Origin of the sequence: Pseudomonas sp. AU12215, from assembly GCF_001675465.2 — a bacterium.
In the GTDB taxonomy this organism is placed as follows: Bacteria; Pseudomonadota; Gammaproteobacteria; order Pseudomonadales; family Pseudomonadaceae; genus Pseudomonas; species Pseudomonas nitroreducens.
Genome location: NZ_MACM02000049.1, coordinates 13,291 through 37,005, shown reverse-complemented (window position 1 = coordinate 37,005; position 23,715 = coordinate 13,291). Strand labels below are relative to the sequence as shown.

The 23,715-nt window shown below is 59.5% G+C and carries 20 protein-coding genes; 7 read left to right on the top strand and 13 right to left on the bottom strand.

Features of this window, described 5'->3' with window-relative positions; all coding sequences use genetic code 11:
• Positions 1–4: 4 nt before the first annotated feature.
• A complete protein-coding gene (locus tag A9513_RS12110; protein ID WP_065084880.1) occupies positions 5–1,600 on the bottom strand; it encodes an FAD-binding oxidoreductase in 1,596 nt (531 codons plus the stop codon).
• A 156-nt stretch (positions 1,601–1,756) separates the two neighbouring features.
• Between A9513_RS12110 and A9513_RS12105 the strand changes: the two genes are divergently transcribed.
• From A9513_RS12105 to A9513_RS12095, 3 genes are all read left to right on the top strand, one after another.
• Positions 1,757–2,785, top strand: coding sequence for an AraC family transcriptional regulator (locus tag A9513_RS12105; protein ID WP_065084879.1), 1,029 nt, complete (start codon positions 1,757–1,759; stop codon positions 2,783–2,785).
• Positions 2,786–2,946: 161 nt separating this feature from the next.
• Positions 2,947–4,170 carry a site-specific integrase gene (locus tag A9513_RS12100; RefSeq protein ID WP_065084878.1) on the top strand — a complete coding sequence of 408 codons (1,224 nt, stop codon included), beginning with the start codon at positions 2,947–2,949 and terminating at the stop codon, positions 4,168–4,170.
• A gap of 491 nt (positions 4,171–4,661) precedes the next feature.
• Positions 4,662–5,750: an AIM24 family protein gene (locus tag A9513_RS12095; protein ID WP_255302847.1), complete on the top strand. Its 1,089-nt coding sequence runs from the start codon at positions 4,662–4,664 to the stop codon at positions 5,748–5,750.
• A 376-nt stretch (positions 5,751–6,126) separates the two neighbouring features.
• Here the strand turns inward: A9513_RS12095 and A9513_RS12090 are convergent, their stop codons facing one another.
• Together A9513_RS12090 and A9513_RS12085 are read right to left on the bottom strand one after the other, a co-directional pair.
• Entirely contained in the window at positions 6,127–6,687 is a 561-nt protein-coding gene (locus tag A9513_RS12090) for an HNH endonuclease (RefSeq protein ID WP_065084877.1), read from the bottom strand.
• An 87-nt stretch (positions 6,688–6,774) separates the two neighbouring features.
• Entirely contained in the window at positions 6,775–8,022 is a 1,248-nt protein-coding gene (locus A9513_RS12085; RefSeq protein WP_065084876.1) for a TerD family protein, read from the bottom strand.
• 259 nt (positions 8,023–8,281) lie between these two features.
• Between A9513_RS12085 and A9513_RS12080 the strand changes: the two genes are divergently transcribed.
• Positions 8,282–8,797, top strand: a complete 516-nt coding sequence (locus A9513_RS12080) for a hypothetical protein (protein ID WP_065084875.1) — start codon at positions 8,282–8,284, stop codon at positions 8,795–8,797.
• A gap of 60 nt (positions 8,798–8,857) precedes the next feature.
• Positions 8,858–9,049 carry a hypothetical protein gene (locus A9513_RS12075; protein WP_065084874.1) on the top strand — a complete coding sequence of 64 codons (192 nt, stop codon included), beginning with the start codon at positions 8,858–8,860 and terminating at the stop codon, positions 9,047–9,049.
• Between the two features lie 58 nt (positions 9,050–9,107).
• Here the strand turns inward: A9513_RS12075 and A9513_RS12070 are convergent, their stop codons facing one another.
• Positions 9,108–9,455 (bottom strand): hypothetical protein, encoded by a 348-nt coding sequence (locus A9513_RS12070; RefSeq protein ID WP_065084873.1) that lies wholly within the window; start codon positions 9,453–9,455, stop codon positions 9,108–9,110.
• A 93-nt stretch (positions 9,456–9,548) separates the two neighbouring features.
• On the opposite strand from A9513_RS12070, the gene A9513_RS12065 reads away from it, so the two are divergent.
• Complete coding sequence (locus A9513_RS12065) at positions 9,549–10,157, top strand: hypothetical protein (RefSeq protein WP_141678384.1); 609 nt, start codon at positions 9,549–9,551, stop codon at positions 10,155–10,157.
• Positions 10,158–10,914: 757 nt separating this feature from the next.
• On the opposite strand, the gene A9513_RS12050 is transcribed toward A9513_RS12065, so the two are convergent.
• The 6 genes from A9513_RS12050 to A9513_RS12025 all read right to left on the bottom strand — a co-directional run bounded on the left by A9513_RS12050 (position 10,915) and on the right by A9513_RS12025 (position 18,894).
• Positions 10,915–12,054: a glycerate kinase gene (locus A9513_RS12050; protein WP_065084869.1), complete on the bottom strand. Its 1,140-nt coding sequence runs from the start codon at positions 12,052–12,054 to the stop codon at positions 10,915–10,917.
• Between the two features lie 130 nt (positions 12,055–12,184).
• The gene (locus A9513_RS12045; protein WP_065084868.1) at positions 12,185–13,270 is read right to left on the bottom strand and encodes a sugar diacid recognition domain-containing protein; all 1,086 of its coding nucleotides are present in this window, start codon (positions 13,268–13,270) and stop codon (positions 12,185–12,187) included.
• 323 nt (positions 13,271–13,593) lie between these two features.
• Positions 13,594–14,805 (bottom strand): hypothetical protein, encoded by a 1,212-nt coding sequence (locus A9513_RS12040; RefSeq protein ID WP_065084867.1) that lies wholly within the window; start codon positions 14,803–14,805, stop codon positions 13,594–13,596.
• A gap of 9 nt (positions 14,806–14,814) precedes the next feature.
• The gene (locus tag A9513_RS12035) at positions 14,815–16,737 is read right to left on the bottom strand and encodes a hypothetical protein (RefSeq protein WP_065084866.1); all 1,923 of its coding nucleotides are present in this window, start codon (positions 16,735–16,737) and stop codon (positions 14,815–14,817) included.
• Positions 16,738–16,745: 8 nt separating this feature from the next.
• Positions 16,746–17,600 carry an SH3 domain-containing protein gene (locus A9513_RS12030; RefSeq protein ID WP_065084865.1) on the bottom strand — a complete coding sequence of 285 codons (855 nt, stop codon included), beginning with the start codon at positions 17,598–17,600 and terminating at the stop codon, positions 16,746–16,748.
• Positions 17,601–17,625: 25 nt separating this feature from the next.
• Entirely contained in the window at positions 17,626–18,894 is a 1,269-nt protein-coding gene (locus A9513_RS12025; RefSeq protein ID WP_065084864.1) for a hypothetical protein, read from the bottom strand.
• A 403-nt stretch (positions 18,895–19,297) separates the two neighbouring features.
• Here A9513_RS12025 and A9513_RS12020 point away from each other — a divergent pair, with 403 nt between their 5' ends.
• Complete coding sequence (locus tag A9513_RS12020; RefSeq protein ID WP_065084863.1) at positions 19,298–20,566, top strand: VWA domain-containing protein; 1,269 nt, start codon at positions 19,298–19,300, stop codon at positions 20,564–20,566.
• 52 nt (positions 20,567–20,618) lie between these two features.
• Here A9513_RS12020 and A9513_RS36480 read toward each other — a convergent pair whose 3' ends face one another.
• The 3 genes from A9513_RS36480 to A9513_RS12005 form a co-directional block, all read right to left on the bottom strand.
• A complete protein-coding gene (locus A9513_RS36480) occupies positions 20,619–21,275 on the bottom strand; it encodes a hypothetical protein (RefSeq protein ID WP_255302845.1) in 657 nt (218 codons plus the stop codon).
• A 362-nt stretch (positions 21,276–21,637) separates the two neighbouring features.
• Positions 21,638–22,492, bottom strand: coding sequence for an ankyrin repeat domain-containing protein (locus A9513_RS12010; protein ID WP_065084861.1), 855 nt, complete (start codon positions 22,490–22,492; stop codon positions 21,638–21,640).
• Positions 22,493–22,503: 11 nt separating this feature from the next.
• Positions 22,504–23,697, bottom strand: a complete 1,194-nt coding sequence (locus A9513_RS12005; RefSeq protein ID WP_083196099.1) for a DUF4236 domain-containing protein — start codon at positions 23,695–23,697, stop codon at positions 22,504–22,506.
• Between the last annotated feature and the right edge of the window lie 18 nt (positions 23,698–23,715).

The window sequence follows — 23,715 nt, the reverse complement described above, 5'->3', positions numbered from 1 at the left end:
GGGTTCAGTCCTGCAGCAAGGTGCCGGGGTTCAGCCGGCCGGAGGGATCGAAATGCCCGGCCAGCGCCTTGATCGCCGCCATGCCCAGCGGGCCCTTTTCCACCGGCAGGTAAGGCGCGTGGTCCTTGCCCACGCCGTGCTGGTGGCTGATGGTGCCGCGGTTCTGGGCGATGGTCTGGCTGGCGGCATGCTTGAGCTTGCGCCAGCGCTCGTGTGTCTGCGCATAGCTGGCGGCCGGGCGGAACACGTAGGTGGTGTAGATGCTAGAACCCTCGCCGTAGACGTGCGACAGGTGGGTGAACACGTGCACGCGCTCGCCCTCGGCGGCCAGGCCTTCGCGCAGGCAGGCCTCGATACGGTTGAGCAGGTTGTCCACGTTGGACCAGTCGGTGGCGGTTTCCAGGGTATCGACCACGTAGCCGTTCTCCCACAGCGCTTCGCGCAGGTAGGGGAAGCGGAAGCGGTTCTGCGCCCATTTCCTGCCCAGCAGGGTGCCGGTGAACACGCCGCCGAAGCCCTTGAGCAGGCGGCGCGCGGCGCGCAGCGACGTCGCGTTCTGCGCGCGGTCACCGGTGACGCCGAAGGTCAGCATGCACTTGCCCTCGGCCGCGCCGCGCATCTTCAGGTAGCGCTCCAGCCAGGCGATCTGCCCCGGATGGCCGGCCAGGGCCAGTTGAGTGGTGGTCTCGATGGCATTCGACAAGCGCAACATCGACAGCGGCACGCGCGCCTGCACCAGGGTGCGGATGCCTTCCAGCGCCTGCTCCCAGGACGGCAGGAACACCGCGTAGAAACGTTCATCGTCGGCGATGCGCGTGACCCGTACCTTCACCGACGAGAGGATGCCGAAGCGGCCTTCGGAACCCATCACCATCTCGCGCAGGTCCGGGCCTGCGGAGGACGCAGGGAAGGTCGGGATCTCCAGGCTGCCGGCGAAGGTTTCCAGTGTGCCGCCGGCGAACAGTTGCTCGATGCGCCCGTAGCGCAGCGACTGCTGGCCACTGGAGCGGCTGGCAACCCAGCCGCCGAGGGTGGAAAGCTCCCAGGACTGCGGGAAGTGGCCGAGGGTGTAACCACGGGCGCGCAGCTGGCTTTCCACCTGCGGGCCGTTGGCGCCGGGGCCAAAAGTGGCGATCAGGCTCTGCTCGTCCAGCTCCAGCAGGCGGTTCATGTGTTCCAGGGAAACGGTGAGCACCGCCTTGTCGGACTCCGGCGGGTTGATATGACCGGCCACCGAAGTACCGCCGCCGTAGGGGATCACCAGGCAGTCCCAGAGCTCGGCGAACTTCAGCAGCTCGCGGATCTGCTCGGCAGTCTGCGGGTAGGCCACGCCATCGGGGAACACACCGAACTCGCCTTCGCGCATCGCCAGCCAGTCCGGCAGGCTCTGGCCTCGGGCGTGCAGCAGGCGGTCGCGGGCTTCGCGCACCACCAGCGGATGCTCGGGCAGGCGCGAGGCCGGTACCTTGGCCAGTACCTGCTCCAGCGTCGCGTCCGGCAGCGTCAGGCCCGGGCCGACCAGTTCGGCGAGAAAACCGCGTCCGTTGTCGGGCAGTTCCACCACCGTCGTTTCTTCACCCCAGCCGTTCCAGCGTCGCATGCCCGCTCCTTTTATTCAGGGTCTCTGTCTGCAATTTCGATTGCTATTTCGGTGCCGCTTGATGGCTGCCTATACTAGCCAGCCGCCCTGCCCTGTCACTGTCGGATCAAGACAGGCGCAGTTGCCGATCGAGACACCAGAACAAGAACGAACGCCATGCATTCCCTCGGCTATACCTCCGTCCCCGCATTGCTGAAATACCTGCGCCACGCCGAGTCCCTCGGCATGGACCTGGACGTCGCCCTCAAGGCCGCGGGCCTTGCGCGCTCGCAACTGAGCGACAACAGCCAGCGCCTGCCCAGCGAGGCTCACGAACGCCTGCTGCAGCATTTGTGCGCGCATTCCGGCGACCCGCTGTTCGGCCTGCACTCTGCACGCTTCGTGCAGCCGGGCTCGTGGAGCGTGCTGGGCTACATCACCATGAACTGCGCCAACCTGGGCGAAGCCATGGGCCGCATCATTCCCTACGAGAAGCTGGTCGGCGACATGGGCGTCAGCCGCCTGGAGCCTGGCGGAGACCACATCAAGCTGATCTGGAATTGCCGCCACGAGGCCGCGCAGATCCGCCGGCACATGGTGGAGAACGTGCTGGCCTCCTGGCTGCTGTATGCGCGCTGGATCGCCGACACCAGCGGCTCCCCGCAGGAAGTCTGGTTCGAACACCCACAGCCCGAGGGCACCGATATCGCCGAGTACGAGCAGCTATTCGGCTGCCCGGTGCGTTTCGAGCAACCCTTCAGCGCCCTGCTGGTGCCCCTGCAACTGCTGAGCTATCCCCTGCGCCAGGCCGACGCCAACCTGCTGCGCACCCTGGAAGAACACGCCCTGGCGCTGATGGCCGAGCTGGACGACGACGAGCCGCTGCCGCTGCGGGTGAAGAACGCCCTGCGCCTGCTGCTCAAGGATGGCCTGCCGCGCAAGGAGCGTGTCGCCGAACGTTTCGAGATGACGGTGCGCACCCTGCAGCGCCACCTGCAGCAGGCCGGCACCAGCTACCAGCAGATCCTCGACGAGCTGCGCCAGGAGCTGGCCGAGCATTACCTGGTACACAGCGACCTGCCGATCCAGGACATCGCCCAGTACCTGGGCTTCACCGAGTCGCGCTCGTTCCACCGCAGCTTCAAGGGCTGGACCGACCAGACACCGGGCGAGTATCGCCAGCAGCATAAGAAAACGCCGGTCTGAGACCGGCGTTTTTAGCATCCAGCAAAATCTAGAAAAATCCGAGAACCCTAGAAAATAAAGGTATTACGGCCTACCATTGGTCTCATAACGTCCAGCAAAGACTAGCTGAATCCACCGCCAAAGTGTGGGTCAAGGTGTGGGTTTACCGAAGAGGCAAGGGTATGGGTAAGCTGACGAGCAAGACTGTCGAGTCATTGGCAAGAGCCTCAGTCGCGGGAAAGACCAATGACGGTGATGGGCTCTACTTCCAGGTAGCCAAAGGCGGCTCCTCAAGCTGGATCTTCCGATACAAGCTGAATGGGAAAAGTCGCGAGATGGGGCTTGGCCCCTTCCCCACAGTTTCCCTCAGCCAAGCGCGACTGCTTGCAGGGGAGCAGCGAAAAAATCTCGTCAGTGGTGCCGACCCTCTCGCTAAACGCGATGCCGAAAAGGAGGCGAAGCGCGAAGCCGAGCGTTCAGCTGCTGCACAACGCACCACATTCGAAGAGCTTGCAGACGAGCATCTGAAAGCTCACGGAGAAAACTGGTCGGAGAAATGGCGCACGGGTTGGCTTCGTAAGCTTGAGCTCCATGCCTTCCCTGTCTTAGGCAAGTTCTCCGCGGATGCCGTACAGACCGAGCACGTACTGAAGGTCCTGCGCCCCATCTGGGCATCTAAAACCCGTACTGCAGATGAGATACGCGGCCAGATCGAGCAAATCCTCGATGCCGCGAAAGCGCACGGACTACGTCAGGGAGATAACCCCGCTCGCTGGCGCGGGCACCTTGAAAATCTCCTCAGCAAAGCTGAAAAGAAAAAGGCACGACAGCGGCAGCACTTTCCCGCCATGCACTGGCGTGATCTGCCGGAACTGATAGCCAAGCTCCAGAAGGACTCCAGCCGAGATGCATTAGCTGCTCGCCTGTTGATTATCACGGGCGCAAGATCGCACATGGTGCGACTCGCCCAGTGGAGCGAGTTCGATCTCGAAGAGGGAATATGGACGCTTCCTGCCGAACGCATGAAGATGAAAAAAGCCTTTCTCGTTCCCCTACCTGCGCCAGCCATAGAACTGCTTCAGACGGTGAAGCATACTGACTCGCCGTTCCTCTTCCCCGGGCACGGTAAAAGCGGGGTCATGCACACTAACGCGATCCGCAACCTGCTCCATCGGTTAGGACATGCTGACATCACACGTCACGGATTCCGCTCAACCTTCCGAGATTGGGCAAGTGAATGCACACACTACCCACGAGAAGTTTGCGAGTTTGCTTTAGCACACGATGAGCGAGACCAAACCGAAGCGGCCTACTCGCGCTCGGATTTTCTGGAGAGACGCCGGGCATTGATGAGCGACTGGGCGGCATATTGCATTGCCACAAACGCAACGAGCGACAGTTACTAGGCCTAACGCGCACCAACCACATTAAGTCCATTAATTACAGAGCCCCAACGAGCAGGCCAAAGGGGGGCTTCTCTCACCACCAGTCGGTACTGCAATCCCTTATCAAGCTAAGTAAGCTCGCCGCCCATGACGGCCTTTCATTGCGGCGACGCCTAACAGCTTGGCGCCAGTGCCCCGCCTGCACGCCAGAAGCACCGATGACCGGGCAGACTACATCCGCCACAATCCCAAACTGTTTTCGCGACCTGAATCAACCCGTTCGGACACCAAATGACTCTCTACTGCGATCTACACAGGTAGGACCCGCCCTCGGTGCATACTGTACGTTCCTGGCAACCATGAAGACTGGGCTGGGGATGCAGCGTCTAAGGTCGTGGATAGCCGTCTTTCCTTCCACTGGTAACGCAAATGCCCACGCCAGCAACTCAAAGTTGATAGGCTTTCGTGACCCTAATATTGGAGTTACGCCGTTGGCGAACTGGACCTTATCTGTGAACGGCAAACTCGCTGGCCCGATGGATACCGAAAAGGCGAAGTTGATTGCCAGGGAATCACCAGGCTCCTGGTGCTGGCGGTCTGGCATGTCTGACTGGGAGTTGGTCCACCTTGTGCCTGAAATCCGCCCGGCGAAACGTGACGGTACCCCGCTACCCGCCCCGGCAGCTGAGATGATCTCGGCGAAGCCGTTGTCGTTTCCGGCCGGAGTGGCGCTTGCCTCTACCTATTCCCCTCCTGCATCCGCCCCTGAGCCAACGCCGCCCCCTTCAGTTGCATCCAGCACCGTGGTTCAGGAGTTACCTGGCGGAGGCATGTCCCAAGGCTATGGATCGAATAAGCGTACCGATGGGATCGACTATAAGGTGCACGGAAGCGACCTGCAGTTTGTAGAGGTGGAGCTGGACGAGGGCGAGAGTGCAGTCGCGGAGGCCGGGGCCTTGATGTTCAAGTCTCCCAGCGTCGAGATGACAACGATTTTTGGGGATGGCAGCGATTCGGACAGCGGATTCGTGGGCAAGCTTTTCAGCGCCGGGAAGAGGCTCATCACTGGTGAGGGAATGTTCACCACAGTCTTCACTCAGAAGCGGCCCGGCAAGGGCGTCGTTGCCTTCGCTGCGCCCTTCCCCGGCACAATCCTCGCTCTGGATCTTAAAGCCTTCGGCGGGCGCCTTATCTGCCAGAAGGACAGCTTCCTGGCCGGCTCCAAGGGCGTCTCTATCGGCTTGCACTTCCAGAAGAAGATCCTCACAGGCTTGTTCGGCGGCGAAGGGTTCTGTCTGCAGAAGTTGGAAGGGGATGGTGTGGTGTTCGTCCACATGGGCGGAACCTTACGCAAGATCGAGCTCGCTCCTGGGGAGCAGTTGGACATCGACACGGGCTGTCTTGCTGCTATGACTGCCAGCGTCGACTTTGACATTCGGCCTGCAGGTGGGATCAAAAGCATGCTTTTTGGCGGCGAGGGTATGTTCCTCGGCACTCTTCGCGGGCCGGGAACTGTTTGGATACAGTCACTCCCCTTTAGCCGGCTCGCGAGTCGGTTCCTGGCTGCAGCCCCCAATGGTGGCGGACAGCGCCAAGGTTAAGGCTTCGATGCGGGGAGATTCGCTAGCATCCCAACTCCCGAATATGCCGAGGGCCGGATCTCCCGGCCCTCTTTTCGAAGTTGTCAGCGAAATCAGGATGTTAGCCTTCTGTGCCCCGTGAATCTCATGTCTGACGATGAAGAAATCCTCCGCGGTACCCAAGTACCGCCAATCCCAACTCGACGACAATCGGACCCTTGCCGAGCAAGCCGCGTCATCTAGAGCCAAGCCTGCACGCGAGCCAGCCGAGAGGCCCACTGCCGGACGGGATTCGAAGGTAGTACCGATTCGGCACGCGCCGGCCAAACGGCCTGCCAGCTTCTGGGGAGAAGTACCAGGCTTGAATTCGGAGACGCTGATCGTATTGTTTTGTTGCCTAGGTGCCGGTCTCGTATTTGGGGTCCCGCTCGGCGCCTGGCTGTTTGTCACCGGGGTTACTCTCTGGTGATGCAGAGTTGACCTTTCTCTGATCGCGTAACTCCCGCATTGCGGTTACTGCTACGTCGAAGGCCTGCAGAGCCTGCTTGATGATCTCGGCAACCTGCTCCTCCTGTACCTCACTCAGTTTGCTTTGGTCGGCGCCGTCGCCGATCCAGGCAATGATCTTCTGCTGGCGCTGATCACGGACGGCTTGATCCGGGATCTTCTGCTTGAGGAACGTCAGCCAGTCCAGTTCTCGCTTCTCGTCTCCGTTGCACCGACCACACGCCAAGACGTGGTTGTGCACGCCGTTCTTGCCTCCCAAGGCCGCAGAGATGATGTGGTCGACCTGCCCGTCACGAGCTTCCTTGCTCACCTCGACATCGCAGTAGGCGCAGCGGTTGCTGAAGTGCTTCCAAAGCATCGCAAGTTCATCGGCTGTGGGGTATGGATCGATGATGGCCATCAAGGAGCGACGGATCTGGTTCCTCGCAATTGAGGGGCTGTGTTTGGCCATGGTTTACCCTGCTGCATCACTTACTGGAAATACGCCGAGCAGCACCTGAGCACACCGTGTAGCCGGAGCGCTCAGGACTTTCCGGTCTTAGACGTACTGCTTACTGCCCTTCCGGTCCAGTGGACGTCCCTTGAAGACGTGGGGGCCATCCATAGTCAGATCCAACTGCCCCCCCTTCCAGCTGAGCCAGGGAGTGGCTTCACTCCCAGAGCGGGAGGTTGCTCCGCTTGGGCTGATGGTGATCTCGTCCCCGTCAACGACCACAGTACCCAGCACGTAGGTGTAAACCAGGCTGCTGAAGAACCCACCCTTCTTGAATTCGAAGGCACACTCCACGACCTGGTCGCCGTACTCCATTCTCATACGTGGTTTCAGAGAGGAGATGGAAACAGCTCCGTTGTCGACGGCCGAGTAGACGCTGCAAACCAGCGCCACCTTCCCGCCCATGAGCTTGGAGATGGCTGGGTTGATTTCGACTGTCTCGATCCCCGGAGCCGATGCACTCGCGCTTACAACGTCGCCGGTGTGCAGCACATAGGGGTCAGAAGCGAAAGCCCCGCTCTTGTCGGGGGCCTGGATGATGGACATGCGCCCGTCTGGACGAAGGATGCCAATGCGTAGATCTAGGTCGTCGTTGTCGCGGCCGTCACCGTTGTCGATCCAGGTTGCGGAGACCTTGATTGCTTTCGGCGCAGACGGGCCTTTCTCAAGAGACACCTTGTGCGTCGCACCAGGCTTCTCAAGGGTGATTACGGTCTTCGTCAGTTTGACGGGAGAGGCCGGCGGCTGGGCCGCGGCCGGAGGAGGAGCATCATCTACTTCAACTCCGTACATACCGCATAGCCCGGCGAGGCCAGAAGCGAATCCCTGCCAAACCGAGCGCGCTTTCGCCTGTCCGCCCCGCACATAGAGCTCAAGCACGATGATGCCGGTTTCCTGATCGAAAGCACCTGGGATAAGGTCCAGTACCTGATCTCCAGCGATCACGCGTGCCCGTAGATCACGGACTGCTGCAAAGCCGCCCACGGGCCCGTCTTGTGTCAGGGTGATTGCGATCTTAGTGACACCGGTTGGCAGACAGTTCAGGTCGAAGCTGATCGCATGCTTCACCTGCCCAGAATCCCTTGCAGGTTCGATGAACGATGCAGCAGAGGATGGGTGCACCGGTGCATTGAAGAAGACCATCCCTTCGTCGTTCTGGACTTTTCCAGCTTCAGTCACAAGGAAAGCTGTGAGATTCACATCAAGGCCGTCCCCGTCCTTGTGGGTGACCTCTACCTTACCCTGGGTATGAGTGAGTGCAGTGTTTTCGCCGGGTTTGAGTTGTTGCGTCATGTCTTGCCATTTCCTTGGGTTTATACAGAGGCGTCCTGCGCCTGTTCTGGAAAGATTCGGATGCCGATGGAATCTGAATCTCGTGGCTGAAGTGTAACGGCCGATTCGGCGAATTTACGTCTGTTGGGGCCAGGGATTCCAGACCAGGTGTTTCGGCCGGGTGATGCGCTACCGCCCGTTATCATTCCCGGCTTCAATCATGAACCCACCGAATTTCCTGGAAATTCAGATCAGGCTCGAAGTCCACGGAGAACGGTACATGAAGCACCACCAAGCTGTGTTCCACATGCAAGGGAACGACGTCGGCCACCTCAGCGCCACGGGCTTGGATTGGTTGAGTGAAGTTGGCCGAGTTCATGGCACCACCCACGTACACAGCCACGTCTTCCCTCAGCTTGGGAGCATGATGTCTGCATGGCGCGGCGAAGACCTGGTGGCCTATTTCATCCGGGTCGGGGAATCTGCAGGACGTGTTGATCTTCACTGCGTGCAGATTGCTGGTGATATGGCCCACGGGATGGACCTACAGCTTCACCAATCCCCTGACGATGCTCTGTCCTCGGGCCTGGCGTGGATGCTGGAGATCAGCGATACCCTGCCCTGCCTCGCTCTTGATGGGATGGAAAATGAAGCCGGAGACCTCGTCAGGTTATGCTGGGATCGTGAGGGAAGGCTGGTCGGCTACTTCGCTACGCTCCAGGACCCTCTTGGCTGGACTTACCTTACCCAACGGGTCATTCAGCAAGCCATTGATGTTCCAGCCGCTGCCGCATAGGTTCTGGCACGTGCATCCAGGAGCTATGGTCGAAGCCTCACCACCTTTCAGGTCACACCTATGAGCGCTGCAGCACATGCACTGGACCACCGCAAAAGCCGTATCAGCCAAATCGCCGCCAAGATTGTGGAATCGCGAGTTGCCCGTGGAGAGATTAATCCGGGCTGTCACGCGGCGATGGATGCCGCCTGCCACGAGGCGGTGCTCGACGCGAAACAGCTGTATGACGCCGCGGTTGAGTTCGTGAGCTGATCAGAGGAAGCCCGCGGACTACCGATGGCTTCCATCCCGAATCGCTGGCGTTGGCGGTTTAATTGCAGTTCCGCGGCGGGACAGAGTCGAAGTCTTTGAGCTTCGCCCATCCGAAGATCTTGCCTGCCGCCTGATCAGGTTCAGGCAAATCGTAATCTGGCGTCGTAACCAGCTGGATGTACCCGTTTGCCTCTGCCCCAACCGTGAACGAACTGAAGGTCTTCAGTAAGGAATTAGTGCCTTCGCCATCTGGCTGGCTGAGGATGACGATCTGCTGTTTGAACTGCAGGTTGCCGTCAGGCCCGACGGTGTTCTTGGGGTACACGCACTGACCGATATTGCTTGCGGCAAAAGCCATGCTCGATCCGAGAGTAGACAGTGCCAGGGCCAGAATCAGCTTCTTCATTGATCGTTCCTTGATGATGAATGTTGGTGCCTCCAAGGTTATCATTCAGGTGGCACATTGGGGTTGAGTTGCCATCATCGGAACGGATCAGTGGTGCCTTGGAACATCGGCTCAGCTTCAATAATCTCGGCTGTCCATTTTCCCACTCTCGGTCTGCTCATGACGGATTTTGATGACCACGACATTCCTGACGCAGCCTTCACAGAGGACGAATTGGAGGCAGGCGTTCAGCATCTCGTCCGCGGCGCAAAGATGCCCTCTGCGTCATGGGCTTCATCTGAGCCGACATCTTTCCAGGTACCCAACATGTCCTGGCACAGGTATCACGGAGCAGCCAGAGATGACCGGTACCGCACCTACAGACTGGGCATCACTGAGAAATGTGACTTCGACGAAGACCTCTTTCTCACAGAGTTTGACCTCAGCCTCCGCTTGGGCGGCTTTGGGGAGATCCGGTACCTGGTTGAGCTTTTTTACACCAAGTCCGGTATTTCCCCTGATTTTGGGTGGAGCTTCCTCACTGAGGTGTTGACCCTGACACCAGAGCAGCGGAAGCAATTGCAGCTCAATCTGAAAGTGCAGCTGGATCTGCACTACGAACGTCGTCAGATGATCGAGCAGGTGGAGTGGGAGTCGAGAGTCTCCGTCCTCCGAGAGGCGCGAGCCCTTCTCGCTGAGCAGATACACCTCGATGAAACCTAACTTCTCAATGCTAACTTAGGATTGCTGGGCCTGATGCACGACTCCCATTTCGATGACCTTCTTCTCCAGGTGGAGCACTACAGCCGCTACCCGAACCTGTTGCCGTGGGTTGGAAGCGGGTACCGCGCGTCCCCACTGAAACTGCTGATCCTTGGGGAGAGCCATTACCTTCTGGAGGAAGTGACCTATCACCATGACCCAGAGGCCTGGTACGCGGGGTCTATCTGCCGGCGGATAACTCTGTCGCGTGGATGCTAACCCGTGGGGTCGTTGCGAAAGGCTTGGAGACCAACTGGAAGGGCAAATCCAAGACCATCTTCCGCCGCCTTTCGGTTTCCCTCGCCGAAGCCGGGTTCTCGAACGGTGCTGCTCCCTTCTCCAGATTGGCCTACATGAACTACTTCCAGAGGCCCGCTGAGGTAACCGGTAAGTCGATCCGCGTTTCGGACCTGGACCGAATGGTGAGCGCACAGGTACTGGAGGAAGTTGCTCAGGTCTTTCAGCCTCACGCAATTTTGTTCTGCACCAAGCTTGCCTGGAATGCTGCCGCTTCGCAGGAACTCATCACGTCACTCAGGGTTGCTGGCCGGGTCGTTGACCACACTCCCCACCCTGCCTCGCCATGGTGGTACAGGACTGCCCGTAAGCTCCAGGGACGCAGCGGGCATGATGTTTTCCTCGAGATACTTCGGGAAGCATCCCAACAAGGGGGATAGGGCCGGCATGAGCACTACCTGCCCAGTGGTGAGGCGCGGGATTATCCCCGCGCAGCGATACCCCAGACCTGCATAACATCGGATGCCCGCTCCCTGAGGAGCTCTGCCGCCCCCGCACATGCGTCCTCAAGCGTCATTGGGCCAGAGGTGATGGAGAAGGCCGCGGCGATACCAACCTCTCGCAGTCGCTGGTAACCCTTCCCGAGTGTCCCGGCGATCGCCACAGTGGGCACGCCGGCGGCAGATGCCACGGCGGCCACACCGGCCGGCGTTTTCCCATGCAGCGTCTGCTCGTCGAGCTTGCCCTCCCCCGTGATCACCAAGTCTGCTCCTTGAACGGCCTGACTTAACCCGGAAAGGTCCGCAACCAGCTGCACGCCTGGGAGGAACTCTGCGCTCAGGAACGCTCGTGCCGCGAACCCGATGCCACCTGCAGCGCCAGCGCCCGGAAAATCACGTACGTCCTTCCCGAGTAATTCAGCAGTCAGATCGGCATAGGCACCCAATGCCTTGTCCAGCAGTAGGACCTGGTCTGGAGAGGCACCTTTCTGGGGGCCGAAGACGTGGGATGCACCCTTGGGGCCTGTCAGGGGGTTGTCGACATCGCAGGCAACATCAAAGCGGATTTTGTGTAGCCTTTTGTCCATCGGGCTCAGATCGATCTGCCCCAACGATTGCAGCGCCAGGCCACCCTCCTCGATCTCCTCTCCGGAGGCGCTCAGGAATCTGGCACCAAGCGCTCGCAGCATTCCGGTACCGCCATCGTTGGTTGCGCTACCGCCGAAGCCCATGATGATTCGCTGCGCCCCTGCGTCCAGGGCCTGCAGAACCAGCTGGCCGGTGCCGTAGGTTGAGGCACTAGTTGCATCTCGCTGGGCCGCTGGCACCAGATGAATACCGCTCGCCGCGGCCATCTCAATCACTGCGGTCTTGGTTTCCTGCAGCCAGCCCCAAGTAGCACTGACTTCGGCCCCGAGCGGACCACGGACCGTGTTGGTCCGGCGTTCTCCGCCAGTAGCTGCCAGTACCGCGTCGACCGTGCCCTCACCGCCATCGGCCATTGGAACGCAGACGATTTCTGCATCAGGGATGGCGTCACGGACGCCGGCGGCGATGGCTTCGGCAACCAGTTCCGCCGACAGGCTCTCTTTGAAGGAATCAGGCGCGATCACGACTTTCATGCGGGTCTCCTTGGGCTACATGCCCTTTCTTGTTGGGGAGATTCTTCCGCTGAAAGTCGAAGTCGAGTATGTGGGAAGTACGAAAATGGAGAGGTGCTTTTGTGCGTTTGCACAAAGGAGTTGGAATACCCTACACCTTGGCCAGGGTCATGCTGAGGTACAGTTCTGCCGCTCCTTTCGGGGAGGAAAGATCGATGCCGGTGATCTCCGAGACGCGCTGCAGTCGGTACCGGAGCGTGTTCCGGTGGATATTTAGGGCATCCGCACAGGCCTGGACGTCGCCGCCGTGGTCGAACCACGCTTGCAGGGTTTTGCTCAGCTGGTTGTTGGATTCATCGTTCTGCAGAGCCTCGTATGGCTTGGCCAGCTCTCTGAACCCGGCTTCTGAACGGAATCTCCATGCCGCGACCGGAATTCTGTGAGCGGTCAACTGAAGCCACCGATCGCCAGGCAGCTTCTCCTGGGCGTAGGCAGCGAGATCGGAGAGCTGCAGCACCTCCTTGTGAAGGTGTCGTGCCTCGATCGTGGGATTTCCAACCATGATCCTGACGGTCTTTCTGCCGGCGGTGTCCAGCTGCTCCAATAGGGCGGGCTGAACCGGGCGCGGAGTGCACCACACAAGGCTGGTCTCGTGCAGGCTGACGCACCAGGTGTCATGCCCCTGCCTGTTGAGCCATTGCTTCGTCTGCTCAAGCTCATCCGGTGCACTCAAATCGAAAACTACGGCGGTGCGGGCGAGGTCCGGTTTCAAACCCAGCCGATGTGCCTCCGCCAGTACCCGCAGGGATGGGCGGCCTTTGAGAAGGAGGCTGGCAAGCACACCCTCCCTCCTCTCCTGAATCCAGATCCGGTGCTTCTGATCGCTCCGCTGTGCGACCAGCATCTCTGCGGTCATCTTGACCAGCTCGGCATGGACCCTGACGTCATCAGGCGCTCCAGAAACGCCGATGACGCCAATTACCTGGTCATCCAGGCAGAGAGGTAGGTTCACCCCTTCCTGCACGCCCCTGAGCGAGCTAGCAGCTGCACTGTCGATCTCAACGGCCCGGCTATTTGCCAACACCAGCTGCGCGCCCTCATGGCGCGTGTAGAGCCGCTCAGCCTCCCCCGTGCCGATGATCAGGCCTTGGCTGTCCATCACGTTCACGTTGCATCTCAGGACGCTCATCGCCCGGTCAGCTATTTCCTGTGCAAGTTGATGGTCAAGATCGAACATGGGGTTAGCCCACTGGAGTTTCGGGCCAGTGTACCGAGGGTGAGGGTTGTCACCACCCCCTAGAGCGATTTTCACCAGCCCCCGGATGATCGAGCGCTCACGAAATTCCGGTCCCGGCAGGTGACGGCCGCAATGGCCGATGACGATTCTCTTCTCCTCTGCCACCCATTCGAGATGGATGCGCAAAGTCGTAACCCAAGAGCCTGTCCAGCCGTTCTTCAGGTGCTTAACCGCTCCGTCGGAAGCACCAGAGGCACTGTAGAGGAGGCCACTAGCTGCTAGGGCCTGAAAGCAGCCCGGGACTCCGGGCTGCAGCAGGTGGATCAGTTCGTATCGATTTCGTACGAGCGGCTCACGAAGATCGAGGCGAACAGGGTTTTGCCTTCACTGAACTTGTATTCCTCCTCGAACTTGCCGTCGTCGACGAGCTTCTGAGCGATTGCGCATTCGCTATCGCTGTGCCCTTTCGCCTTGGCACCGAAGTCGCTCTGCCAGGTGGACAGACCAACCTCTTGGCAGAATGCATCGAACTTGGCTTTGGCTGCCTTGGCCTGGAATGCGCCGAAGGCATCCTTCAGCGGGCTGAAGCCCTTGTAGGTCACCGAGTAGTTCTCCGCCTTGGCTTTCCGCGCAAACCCGCTGGCTGCGTCGGCGAGGACGGAGAGGCCTGTGGAGTTGCTATACGCAGACACAACGAAGCTGCTCAGTGCGTTCTTCAGCAGGTCCTGTACGTCGTCAAGCTCGGGGAGCAAGGCAAAATCAGCCTGGCGGACGATCTGGCCAACCTCGCTGCCGTCGTTCCGATGGGTCACCACGAACTTCATGGAGCCCTCACCGTCGTCTGAGCGTTTGATGGTGAAGTCGAGATCGACCTTGGTGCCGAAGTCCCCGGTTGCCCCCACGATGAACGCCCCGGTAACCGGGCTGCGCACGGCCATGTTGGTGCCCCAGGAATAGGGCAGCTTCACCTCGCTGCTCGCACTGTCAGCTGCTTCCCATTCGTTGTCAGCGGTCAGGTCACCAACCAGAACAACTTCGGCGCCTTTACGCGAGATGAAGGGGTTGGCCATCTCCATTCCCAGCAATTGGACGTGGATCTCGCCGTCTTTGCTGTCGCCGGAGTGGCTTATCTTCAGCTCGTCAGCCTTCATGTAGATGCCGCCGGCGTTGCGGCCGGCAGTGGAGGTAACCTGGTATTTGGCCCATCCCAGCAGGCCTTCATCGCTTGAACGGCCGCTTGCCGACTCGAAGAGCCCGCGCAGGCCTTGCAGGAACTGCTCAGCTCCGTTGGTTTGGGCGGCAGCAAGACGAATTTCGGGGTTCTTGACGGTCAGGTTGCCGGAGAAGACCGAGTACGAGACATCCCCCTCAGAGAGCACATCCTGGAGGAAGTACCGCTCCTTGAAGCTGTCGTAGTAGCTCAGCGCAGACTTCTTGCCCGAGCTGGAGATCATTGCGGTCACGCCGCCGACCACCACCACCGCCGCTGCGATGGAAGCGATCAGGATGTGCTTCTTGTTCATCGATTTAGTCATGGTGACGCCTTATTGAATCTGGGCGGAAGCGTTCTTCCAGGCCTGGATGAAGGACTGCGATGATTCCGGGGTCCAACTGAAATCAATACCGGAATCGGCACCGAATTCACGGGCCAGAACCGCGCCGAAGGAAACCTTGTCCGCGCAGTGGTCCTGCTTGCACGCCTCGGGAGCAAACGGCAGGTTGCCACGGAAGGTTGGGATGGCGCGGCCGTCGTCGAATGGCAGGAAGGGCGTGACGTTCGCAACCGGCACCACGTACCACTCCTTCTCGAACTCCTGATTCGAGATCAGGCGGCCTTTGGCAGGGAAATCGATGTCGTAGAAGTCGCCGGACTTGCCAGTGACGTGGACCATCATCAGGTCGGTACGCTTGGAGGAGTTCGGGTCCTGTAGCGCCAGCGGCGAGCCAAAGCTAACTTGGATGCCTGCCATTTTCGCGAGGGCTTCGGTTTCCCGGCCTTCGTAGTCCTTCATGCCTGCCTTGAGCTGCTCGTAGCGGGCCAGAACTCGGGTATGGAGTTCGGCCATTTGTTCCTGGCGGCGACGCTCTTCACGCAGGCGTTGCTGTTCGCGCTGCATGGCCCAGTTGGAGCCTTCCTTGACGTCGAAGTAGAACTGACCGCGATTCTCCCCGAGGCGACTGCGAACAATCTTGCCCTTGTCATCACCCCAGCCGGATGCCGGGTACAGATCGCTGAGGGTCTTCGCCACGTAGAAGTTCTGCACCTCCACGGTCGAGGGCGAGGTCGCCTTGATCAGTTGGAAGACCTCTGTCGCCGCTTTTTTGTACTCCACGGCATCAAGGGCAAACGACTCATCAGGGGTCGTCACAACGTAGTAAGGCTCGCTATTGAACGGCCCGAGGACGCGGTAACTGCCACGTTGGAATGCCAGATAGACCTTCATCTGCCGGTCAGGGACTTCGCCGACCAAAAACAGCGCCTGATCGGCGTTCACACTCAGGAATGAGAGTGCTTTGCCTTTCACGGCCTCTTCCAGTCCCTTGTTGAACATCAGACCGCTTGGATGGACGAAGATCTTCTGCCACGAATCGCCACGGTAACTTCCTGGGATCTTCCATGTCAGCTTGTCGAAGGAGCCCTGAGCGAATCCCGAGGCAGGGCAAGGCATGGCCGGGGCCGAGCCGAACGCCAGGCCAACTTCACCCTCTACTGCATTCTTGCTCATCACCCATTTGCAGCCGGCGTCGTCTGCGACCTCGACCAATTGGGGATGACCAACCACGATCGCACGACCAAAGTCGGAAGTCGGAGATGCAGATACTGCTGTGGGGGCGGCAGGTGCCGGGGCAGGTGCGGCCGGAGTTTCTGCCTTGGTTTCAGCGACTGCAGGCTGGCTGGGCATAGGTGCTTCGGCCGCGGTTGCCGGGGCAGGCGAAGGTTGCGCCGGCGCGGAGGTAACAGCCGGCAGTGCTGCCGGTTGTGCCGGCGTTTGAACAGTTTCTGCGGCAACGGTGGGAGCTGGGGCTGTTTCGGGTGCCGGTGACGGAGTTGGCGCAGCCACCGGAGTAGCAGGTGCTGAACTCGGCGCCTGGACGGGAGACGGTGCTGGATCTGTATGACCAACGGCGAGAGTCACAAGACCCAGGTTGGATGCAGTACCCGAGCCGCTGGCATACAGATTGCCGCTGGCATCAACAGCTTTCCAGGTCACCTTTGCCGTCGGGCAGTCTTTGCCGAGTACGAACGGCAGCTTGGAGACCAAGCCGGCCAACAGCTCCTTGTTATCCCAGGCAGGACGACTGATGGTCATTTCCAGATCGGGCTTGCACCAGTTGCTTGCGTCTCCCGGTACTTCAACTTTGATGTTGTCTTTCTTCGAGTAGGCCAGCTCGTGGGCAAGTGCTTGTTGCGACGCGAGGCCGCCGCAAGCACTGATCACTGCCAGCGCGATTGCGCGCTTTTTCATGGTTGTCCTTAGATCAGTTCCCAGGTGCCGTTCGCTTGTTTGCAGAAGGTGTTCTGCTGCTCGGACTGGCCCTTATCCGATTTGAGGCTCACGGTCACCGGGCGGCACGAGGTCTCGACCGCGACTTGCTCGGTCGGTAGGGACTGGATGGAGTCCAGATCGAACGCCTTGGTTTCCTTGTTCGCGGAGACGTTCATTTCGTCCAGGTTCACGGCGGGGGAACTGGCCTTCGCCACAACCTGAGACTTTGGTTGGACGTAGTCTTTGTGAACGTAACCAACGGTCACGCCTTTACGGCCAACCAGAATCCAGTCGCCGGTGGAGCCGACGGCGGTGAATTCGGTATTGGTGGGAAGACCACCGACCTTGTCGGCTTTCTGATTGGGTGCGGCGCGGACATTCAGGCTAGCCGTGCTGACGTACTGTTCGTTGATCAGCTTCATGCTGGGCACGGCCTGGATCTTCGGTGCGCGCTTCACCTCAACGGGCTTGGTCTGGGTGAACTCCTTGCCGGGAGTGATCTGTGCGGTGGCACCGGAGTGGTCGGAGGCCCAGGTTACCGGCTGAGCAGAAGCGGTGACAGGCTGGCTCAATACTTCCTGGGTACGCAAAGCGAGTGCTTGCTGATCCCTTTCATCCAGCATGTTGCCGATGCGGTTGCCGATGTACCCGCCGATGCCGGCAGCGATCAGCGTCGCAGCAATTTTGCCATTGCCTTTGCCCATGGTTGCGCCGACGGCTGCACCAGCCAGGCCGCCAATGATGGTGCCGGCCTGCTCCTTGTTGATGCCCATTTCGGCACAGCCTGTAGCTGAGGCTGCGATGGCTACTGCCAGAATCGATGCGACGAACTTCTTACGCACGATGGATCACTCCCGTGTGGTGATATTACTCTGCTTTCAGCAGTGGTTTGGTCAGGTTGTAGAGAATGGCCTCAGCTGACATCGCCCAATGGAAGATGCCGGCCATGATCGTTGGGCCTTTCTCGATACTTCTGAATGCCGTCCGGTACCCGTCCGACTTGATGATTGCGTTCCCCGAGAACAGGGGAACCGCGATGATGAGGAGGACAGCTGTGGCTCGAACCATGCGGCGGCGCCCTTGCACCAGCCCGCCGCGTTCAGCTGCGGAAATCACCAGCCCTACGATGTTGAGCGCACCCATGAACAGCCCGCTTATCAGCGACCAGGGAACGAACCACATGTGCTTCAGGACGGTGATGCCTTGCTCACCCTGGATATCGGTGTGGGCGACATCAAAGGCCATGTTGGCGGCGATGCCCGGCAGATATCTGTCGAACTGAGCTCGGCTGGCGAGAACGTCCATATCCTTCACGTAGAGAGGGCCTAGCGCTTCCTTCGCCATGTAGCGGACTTCTGGGGTATTGGAGATTCTTTCTCTGGATCGCAGGCCGGGTTTGATCGATAGGGCAAGATCACGGACGGTTGGTTTGTATCCCAACGCGTCATTGGGCTTGGGCCATGCGATGGGTTTCCACTCGTAGCCAGGAACGCGGGTAGCTCGGAACGCCTCCAGCTTTGCGTACTCCCTGATTACGTCTTCTGTGACTGGGACCACCTCTTCCTGGAGGCGCTCGTACAGCGAATCCGCATTCCTGCGCGTGTAACCGCGGAATACCACCGTCGCGAAGCCTTGGAAGTTGCGATCAATCTGCTCCACATAGGAGCCCTGCAAACTCATCAGGACGCCGATATTGGCGAGGAATGCTTTGCCTTCACCCGCATTTCTGTATGTGCTGTAGGGGACGCCGGGGATTTGCAGAGAGTCGTAGAGCAGGCCCTTTTTCGTGACGTAGGCGTACAGGCTGTATACCCGAAGGGTCGACGGGAATTTCTCAGCAATCAGGTCGGGAGCTTCGCCCTGAACCACCCATGTGATCGGGCCTACAAACAAGGTGCTTGCGACGATTGACCAGGCAATGTACTGCGTGCCGCCCCACCGGCGGTGCGCCCAAATGCATACCCGCCAGCCGAACAGACAAACGCTCACCGCGGCCAGGATCTGGCTGTAAATCTCTAGGGATTGGAGCTGCTTGAGGGGGACATCGGCGCCGGCCAGATTCAGGAGTTCGGCGTTGAAAATGAGGCCGCAGATCAGACAGATCGCGTTGAGAACAACGAGAGCAACGAGAAGCATCCAACGGGTCCTTGTCAGAAATCGGAACCAGCAGCCAAAAAACCTTCGATCCAGGAGGAGGCCACTATCTTGCTAGTGGCATTTTGCCTGCTTGTTCGAAAGCTTGCTACCAATAATTGACGCCAGAAAATCTGCGATCTCCCGACATTCTCCAAGCCTAACGATGGGGTTCTGATCTTCAAGCGAAGGCACACCCACGATTTCCCGGTGTGCTTTCACTGGCTTTTTTGAGCGTTCGAAAGGGGGCTTTCGCGCACTTTGCTGGAGCACCCCCTTGGCATTTACGAAAGCGCGGTTAGGGGCTGCGAGCGCTCCCCTTCAGTTTGGTGCGCCACTTGCGACCGGCCGCGCTAATATCTCGGCCAGCACCTGGTGCGCGTTCGTTCAATCAAGGAAGCCTTAGATGCAGCAGATCACCCAAGGACAACGAATGCCGTTGTCGAACCTCATCCAGGGTCATGCCCTGTCGGTGTCGGTACAGCTCCCAATCGGGTCCCCCAACTCCGTGGACGTTTCGTGCTTCGGCCTGGATTCCCGTGGGCATCTGAGCGACGACCGCTACATGACCTTTTACAACCAGCCGACGTCACCCTGCTCCAGCGTACGGCAGACCGCCCCGGGCGAGTTTGCGCTGCAACTCAGCACACTCCCCTCCTCCATTGATCGCCTGGTGTTCACCGCCGCCATTGATGGCCCGGGGTCGATGCGCGAGATCCAATCCAGCTCCTTCTCGATCAAGGATGCCTCTGGACAGATAGTTGCGACGTGTTCTTTCAGCGGCAGTACCTTTGCCGGCGAGAAGGCGATCATGCTGGCGGACATCTACCGTAAGGACGGACAGTGGCGGCTTGCATCGAATCTGCAGGGGTTCAACGATGGCCTTGCCGCCCTCGTCAAGCACTTCGGCGGAGAGGTGAGTGACCCTGCGCCTGCGCCCGCTCCAGCCCCCTCGATGGTTCAGGCGACCATCTCACTGGAAAAGAAAATCGAGGCGGCCGCCCCACAGCTGATCAGCTTGGCGAAGAAGGCGACGATCTCGCTTGAAAAAGCCAATCTCACGAATGTGAAGGCTCGCGTTGCTCTGGTGCTGGACGCCTCCGGCTCCATGAACGGCCAGTATTCCAAGGGGCGTGTGCAGGAGGTCGTCAACCGGCTAGTGCCTCTGGCAGTACATTTCGATGACGACGGTTCGATCGACTGCTGGGCATTCGGGGCCAAGCCGCAGCGCCTATCCAACATCACCCTCAGCAACTTCCACAACTTCATCAACACGGACAACTACGGTTGGCGTGACTGGGACGTCGGTTCGCGCGTGAACGATGAGCCCAAGGTGATGGAGGCCGTAATCGATTTCTACACCAGATCCGGCGATCGCTCTCCTGTGTACGTGCTCTTCATCAGTGATGGCGGGGTGCACGAGAACCGCAAGATCACCAAGCTAATGACCGATGCAGCCAAGCTGCCTCTGCACTGGAATTTCGTAGGTCTGGGCGGACGCGGCTACGGCATTCTTGAAAAGCTGGATGACATGGGAGGCAGAGTCGTTGACAACTGCAGCTTCTTCGCCCTGGATGATCTGCACGAGATCACCGAGGAGAAGCTCTACGACAAGCTGATGGAAGAGTTCCCGAGCTGGCTCAAGGAAGCCAAATCCAAGGGCATCATCAGCTGATCAGCAAACCCCGATGGCGAACCTTTTCGCCATCGGGGCACCAGCACTGTCCTCAGATCCCGTATCGCTGCTTCCCGCCTGAAGTGATGCAGTAACGCCCGCCGCGGGGGCCGTAGCAGACATTCCCGCCGGCACACGAGCATCCACCGCCAACACCGCTTCGATACCCACTCCCCTCCGACTCAGCCCTACGCCATTCCCGGGCGCGTTCGCGAACTACTTGCTTACCGACAGCCTCTGCACGCTGTAGCTGATCAGCGAACTGCTGCGCGTATGGCTCGGCCACGATCATCTGCAGGTCGTTAAGTCGGGCCTTTGATGTACGCACCAGCTGTGGGGTCTGTTCTCGCATCTGGCTTTGGCTCCGGATGGCGGACTCTGCGGCTAGGCGCAGGTAAATATCAGTTGGGGCGGTTTCGATCACCACCCGCAGAGCCTGTGTCCGGAAGTCGAAGGGCGGGGGGACATCGATGACCTTAAGGATGCTATCCCCGACCGTCTGCGCCTCCTGGAGAGCGGGGCCAAGGGCCTCAAGATCCGAAATTGACTTCCGTACCTTTTCGTCGGACGTTTCCATGCCTTCGCTGACGATATTCAGGTAGCTGGCAGACGCCTGCTGGTAATCGTCTACACGTTTCTCAACCATGGCCTTTAGGGTCCACACCGAGTTGATGAATCCCTGAGTGGTTCTTCCGTCGATGTATGCCACGTATGTATGCCCATCGCGCCCGGTAGATACAAGCGACCAAGGCTGATATCCCGGATTCTGGTATTGCGGAGGCAAATTCAACAGTTCAGAGCCAGGAGAATTCCGCGCCACTTGTCTCCTCACGTACGTCTCGCAGAGCTTCACCAGTCCCGAGGCCTGACTGCACTTGTAGTTCTGGTCGTCTGCAGAGCACTGCAGCCTTGGAGTGCTGGGTGAACAGAAGGACCGGTATTCTTGCCTGCTCTGGCAGCCTGACGTGAGGGAGATTACAACGAACAGACCCACGATTCCGGCCCACATGCCGGCACTATTACGCTTCAAAACTAATCCCCAACTGAAAACCTGAGTGGCCATCCGCGCTTCTAGTGAGCACCTTTGGACCGTAGATAATTGGCCACGCTGACACTCCCTATTGCCTGGGCGGCGCGCAGCGGCGTATCGCCGTCCTTGTTCGTCACCTGCAGGCTGGCCCCTTTCTCTACCAGTATTTGCACCACATCCAGGTGCCCGTTGTAAGCGGCCATGATCAACGCAGTGTCGCCTCCTGGCTCGGTACGAACGTCGATCCGGACCTTCTTCGCCAAGAGAGACTTAACGCATGCACTTGCCCCTTTCTGAGCAGCCAGGCTCAAGGGGGTAAACCCGAACTTGATCGAACGAGGATCTGCGCTCGCGCCAGCGGCCAGCAGCACGTCCAGAACATCGCACTGGCCCGCGGCCGCTGCAGCGTCGATCGCCGGACTTCCAGGAATGCCAAGGGCCGGCACCCCTTTGTCCTTCATGTTCACATCAAACCCGGATGCGATGTACTGGCGAACGGTTTCCAGATCGCCGGCACCGGCCGCCTTCTTGAACGCCTCAACCGTCCTAGAACCTTCATCTGCGATAGCGGCCTTCTGCGGCACCTCCTGGGGGCTTTCGCTTGCGGTAGGGGCTGGGTCACCTCCACATCGCTCCAGACCCTCCTGAGTGAGCTGTAGGAGCTTCTGCGGTTCATAGAGTGTCTTGCCATCGATCCAGCCGCGGCTCGCTGATGCAGCTCGGGCAGACCCATTAAGCGCAATGGTCCCTGTGTTGGTGGTGACCGTTACCAGCTTCACCTGCTGAGGCCCTGAACCAATCACCTCACAGGTGGGTTGTTCTGTGGCCCTGGCAGAGCCGACTGCGAGGCAAAATACCGAGGCTGCAACCGGCATGACGAGTTTAGATTTCCGCATCAGCACACTCCTCAACCAAGTGCCGCCATGTCTAGGGGTTCGATCTCAGTGAAGCGGGAGGAGCGATCCAGTTTTACCACTGCGCCGAACGATGTCAGAGCAGCCCCCGGATCGACAATTGCCAGCCTGGTATGGTCTATGGTTTCCCACTGATCACGGGATACCAGTGCCGAGATTACGTACTGATCCTCGACCCGGCCGGTCGCTGCGCTGGTTCGCTGGATGTAGCCGGACACGAGGCAGTTTTGAATGCCAGGAAGCAGGGCGAAGACCTCTCCCACTACGCGGAAAATGGTCCCGTAGCAGAGCGTCACGAAGTCCCGGCGCGTTTGGGCTTCGGATCTGTTTTTGAACGTCAGTTTGCCGTTGCCCTTTGCCTCAGCTGTCCTGCAGGGCACGTCGCCTTCGTCGGGGAGGTCCACGTCCACCGCAATGCCGGTGACGTCGTGAGAGAACTGGTACTCGACCAGGGTCTCTTTCGGCCAGGCAATTCCAGAGAGCACATAGTCGAGAGCACGCTCCATGTGGGCGCTGAACCCTTTTGCTGCCAGGCGGATTGCCTTCTCGATCTCCGCTCGGGCTTGTTCGTGAGCGTCACGGGCAGACTTCCATTCAGCGAGATCCTGCTGATACTGGGCCTCGCGCTCTTGTGCTTCCCGTTCCATCTTGGGGCCGCGCAGCATCATCTTGTCGAGGAGGCCCGGAGAGTCTGCAACAGGTCGCCTCGGTTCATCTTGAGCAAAGGGAGGCGGCAGCGCTGGCAGCGATCCCGGATGAGGGGTATCCATGTGGACGCCCAGACACTCTTCAAGCGCCTGGTTCACTTTGGTTGCGGCCGTCTCCAAAAGATCCTGGATGTCCTCGGCCTTTTCTTGCTTCACCCGCTTTACGATCGCGTCAGGGAGGGCGTTGTCGTCGAGGTCGGTGATGATCAGCGATCCATCATCATCGACCTTTACCTTGATGGGCCCGTCATAGCCAGGTGCTTCTGGAGTGGGTTGAGCTGTGGAGCGTCTGCTTGGACGGTCGAGGCGCTCCCGATAGGAAAGGCCTGTACCGGGCAGACCAGCGTTTAGGTAAGTGCCTCGCTTGCCCATCGTGAGACTCAGGCCGCGTGGCCCGACTGACGTGCTGATGCCAGATCCACTGATGTTCAAGCGAACGCCAGGGACGATCGTGATCCGTTTGCTGAATCGGAATCCCATGTTTCCCTCCGAGACTCT

Excerpts from the sequence above, each read along its gene's own strand:
- A9513_RS12070 (WP_065084873.1), bottom strand. The coding sequence starts at position 9,455 with ATGAAGAAGCTGATTCTGGCCCTGGCACTGTCTACTCTCGGATCGAGC.
- A9513_RS12040 (WP_065084867.1), bottom strand. The coding sequence starts at position 14,805 with ATGACTAAATCGATGAACAAGAAGCACATCCTGATCGCTTCCATCGCA.
- A9513_RS12075 (WP_065084874.1), top strand. The coding sequence starts at position 8,858 with ATGAGCGCTGCAGCACATGCACTGGACCACCGCAAAAGCCGTATCAGC.
- A9513_RS12035 (WP_065084866.1), bottom strand. The coding sequence starts at position 16,737 with ATGAAAAAGCGCGCAATCGCGCTGGCAGTGATCAGTGCTTGCGGCGGC.
- A9513_RS12050 (WP_065084869.1), bottom strand. The coding sequence starts at position 12,054 with ATGAAAGTCGTGATCGCGCCTGATTCCTTCAAAGAGAGCCTGTCGGCG.
- A9513_RS12080 (WP_065084875.1), top strand. The coding sequence starts at position 8,282 with ATGAAGCACCACCAAGCTGTGTTCCACATGCAAGGGAACGACGTCGGC.
- A9513_RS12090 (WP_065084877.1), bottom strand. The coding sequence starts at position 6,687 with ATGGCCAAACACAGCCCCTCAATTGCGAGGAACCAGATCCGTCGCTCC.
- A9513_RS12020 (WP_065084863.1), top strand. The coding sequence starts at position 19,298 with ATGCAGCAGATCACCCAAGGACAACGAATGCCGTTGTCGAACCTCATC.
- A9513_RS12110 (WP_065084880.1), bottom strand. The coding sequence starts at position 1,600 with ATGCGACGCTGGAACGGCTGGGGTGAAGAAACGACGGTGGTGGAACTG.
- A9513_RS12010 (WP_065084861.1), bottom strand. The coding sequence starts at position 22,492 with ATGCGGAAATCTAAACTCGTCATGCCGGTTGCAGCCTCGGTATTTTGC.
- A9513_RS12025 (WP_065084864.1), bottom strand. The coding sequence starts at position 18,894 with ATGCTTCTCGTTGCTCTCGTTGTTCTCAACGCGATCTGTCTGATCTGC.
- A9513_RS12085 (WP_065084876.1), bottom strand. The coding sequence starts at position 8,022 with ATGACGCAACAACTCAAACCCGGCGAAAACACTGCACTCACTCATACC.
- A9513_RS12045 (WP_065084868.1), bottom strand. The coding sequence starts at position 13,270 with ATGTTCGATCTTGACCATCAACTTGCACAGGAAATAGCTGACCGGGCG.
- A9513_RS12005 (WP_083196099.1), bottom strand. The coding sequence starts at position 23,697 with ATGGGATTCCGATTCAGCAAACGGATCACGATCGTCCCTGGCGTTCGC.
- A9513_RS12100 (WP_065084878.1), top strand. The coding sequence starts at position 2,947 with ATGGGTAAGCTGACGAGCAAGACTGTCGAGTCATTGGCAAGAGCCTCA.
- A9513_RS12105 (WP_065084879.1), top strand. The coding sequence starts at position 1,757 with ATGCATTCCCTCGGCTATACCTCCGTCCCCGCATTGCTGAAATACCTG.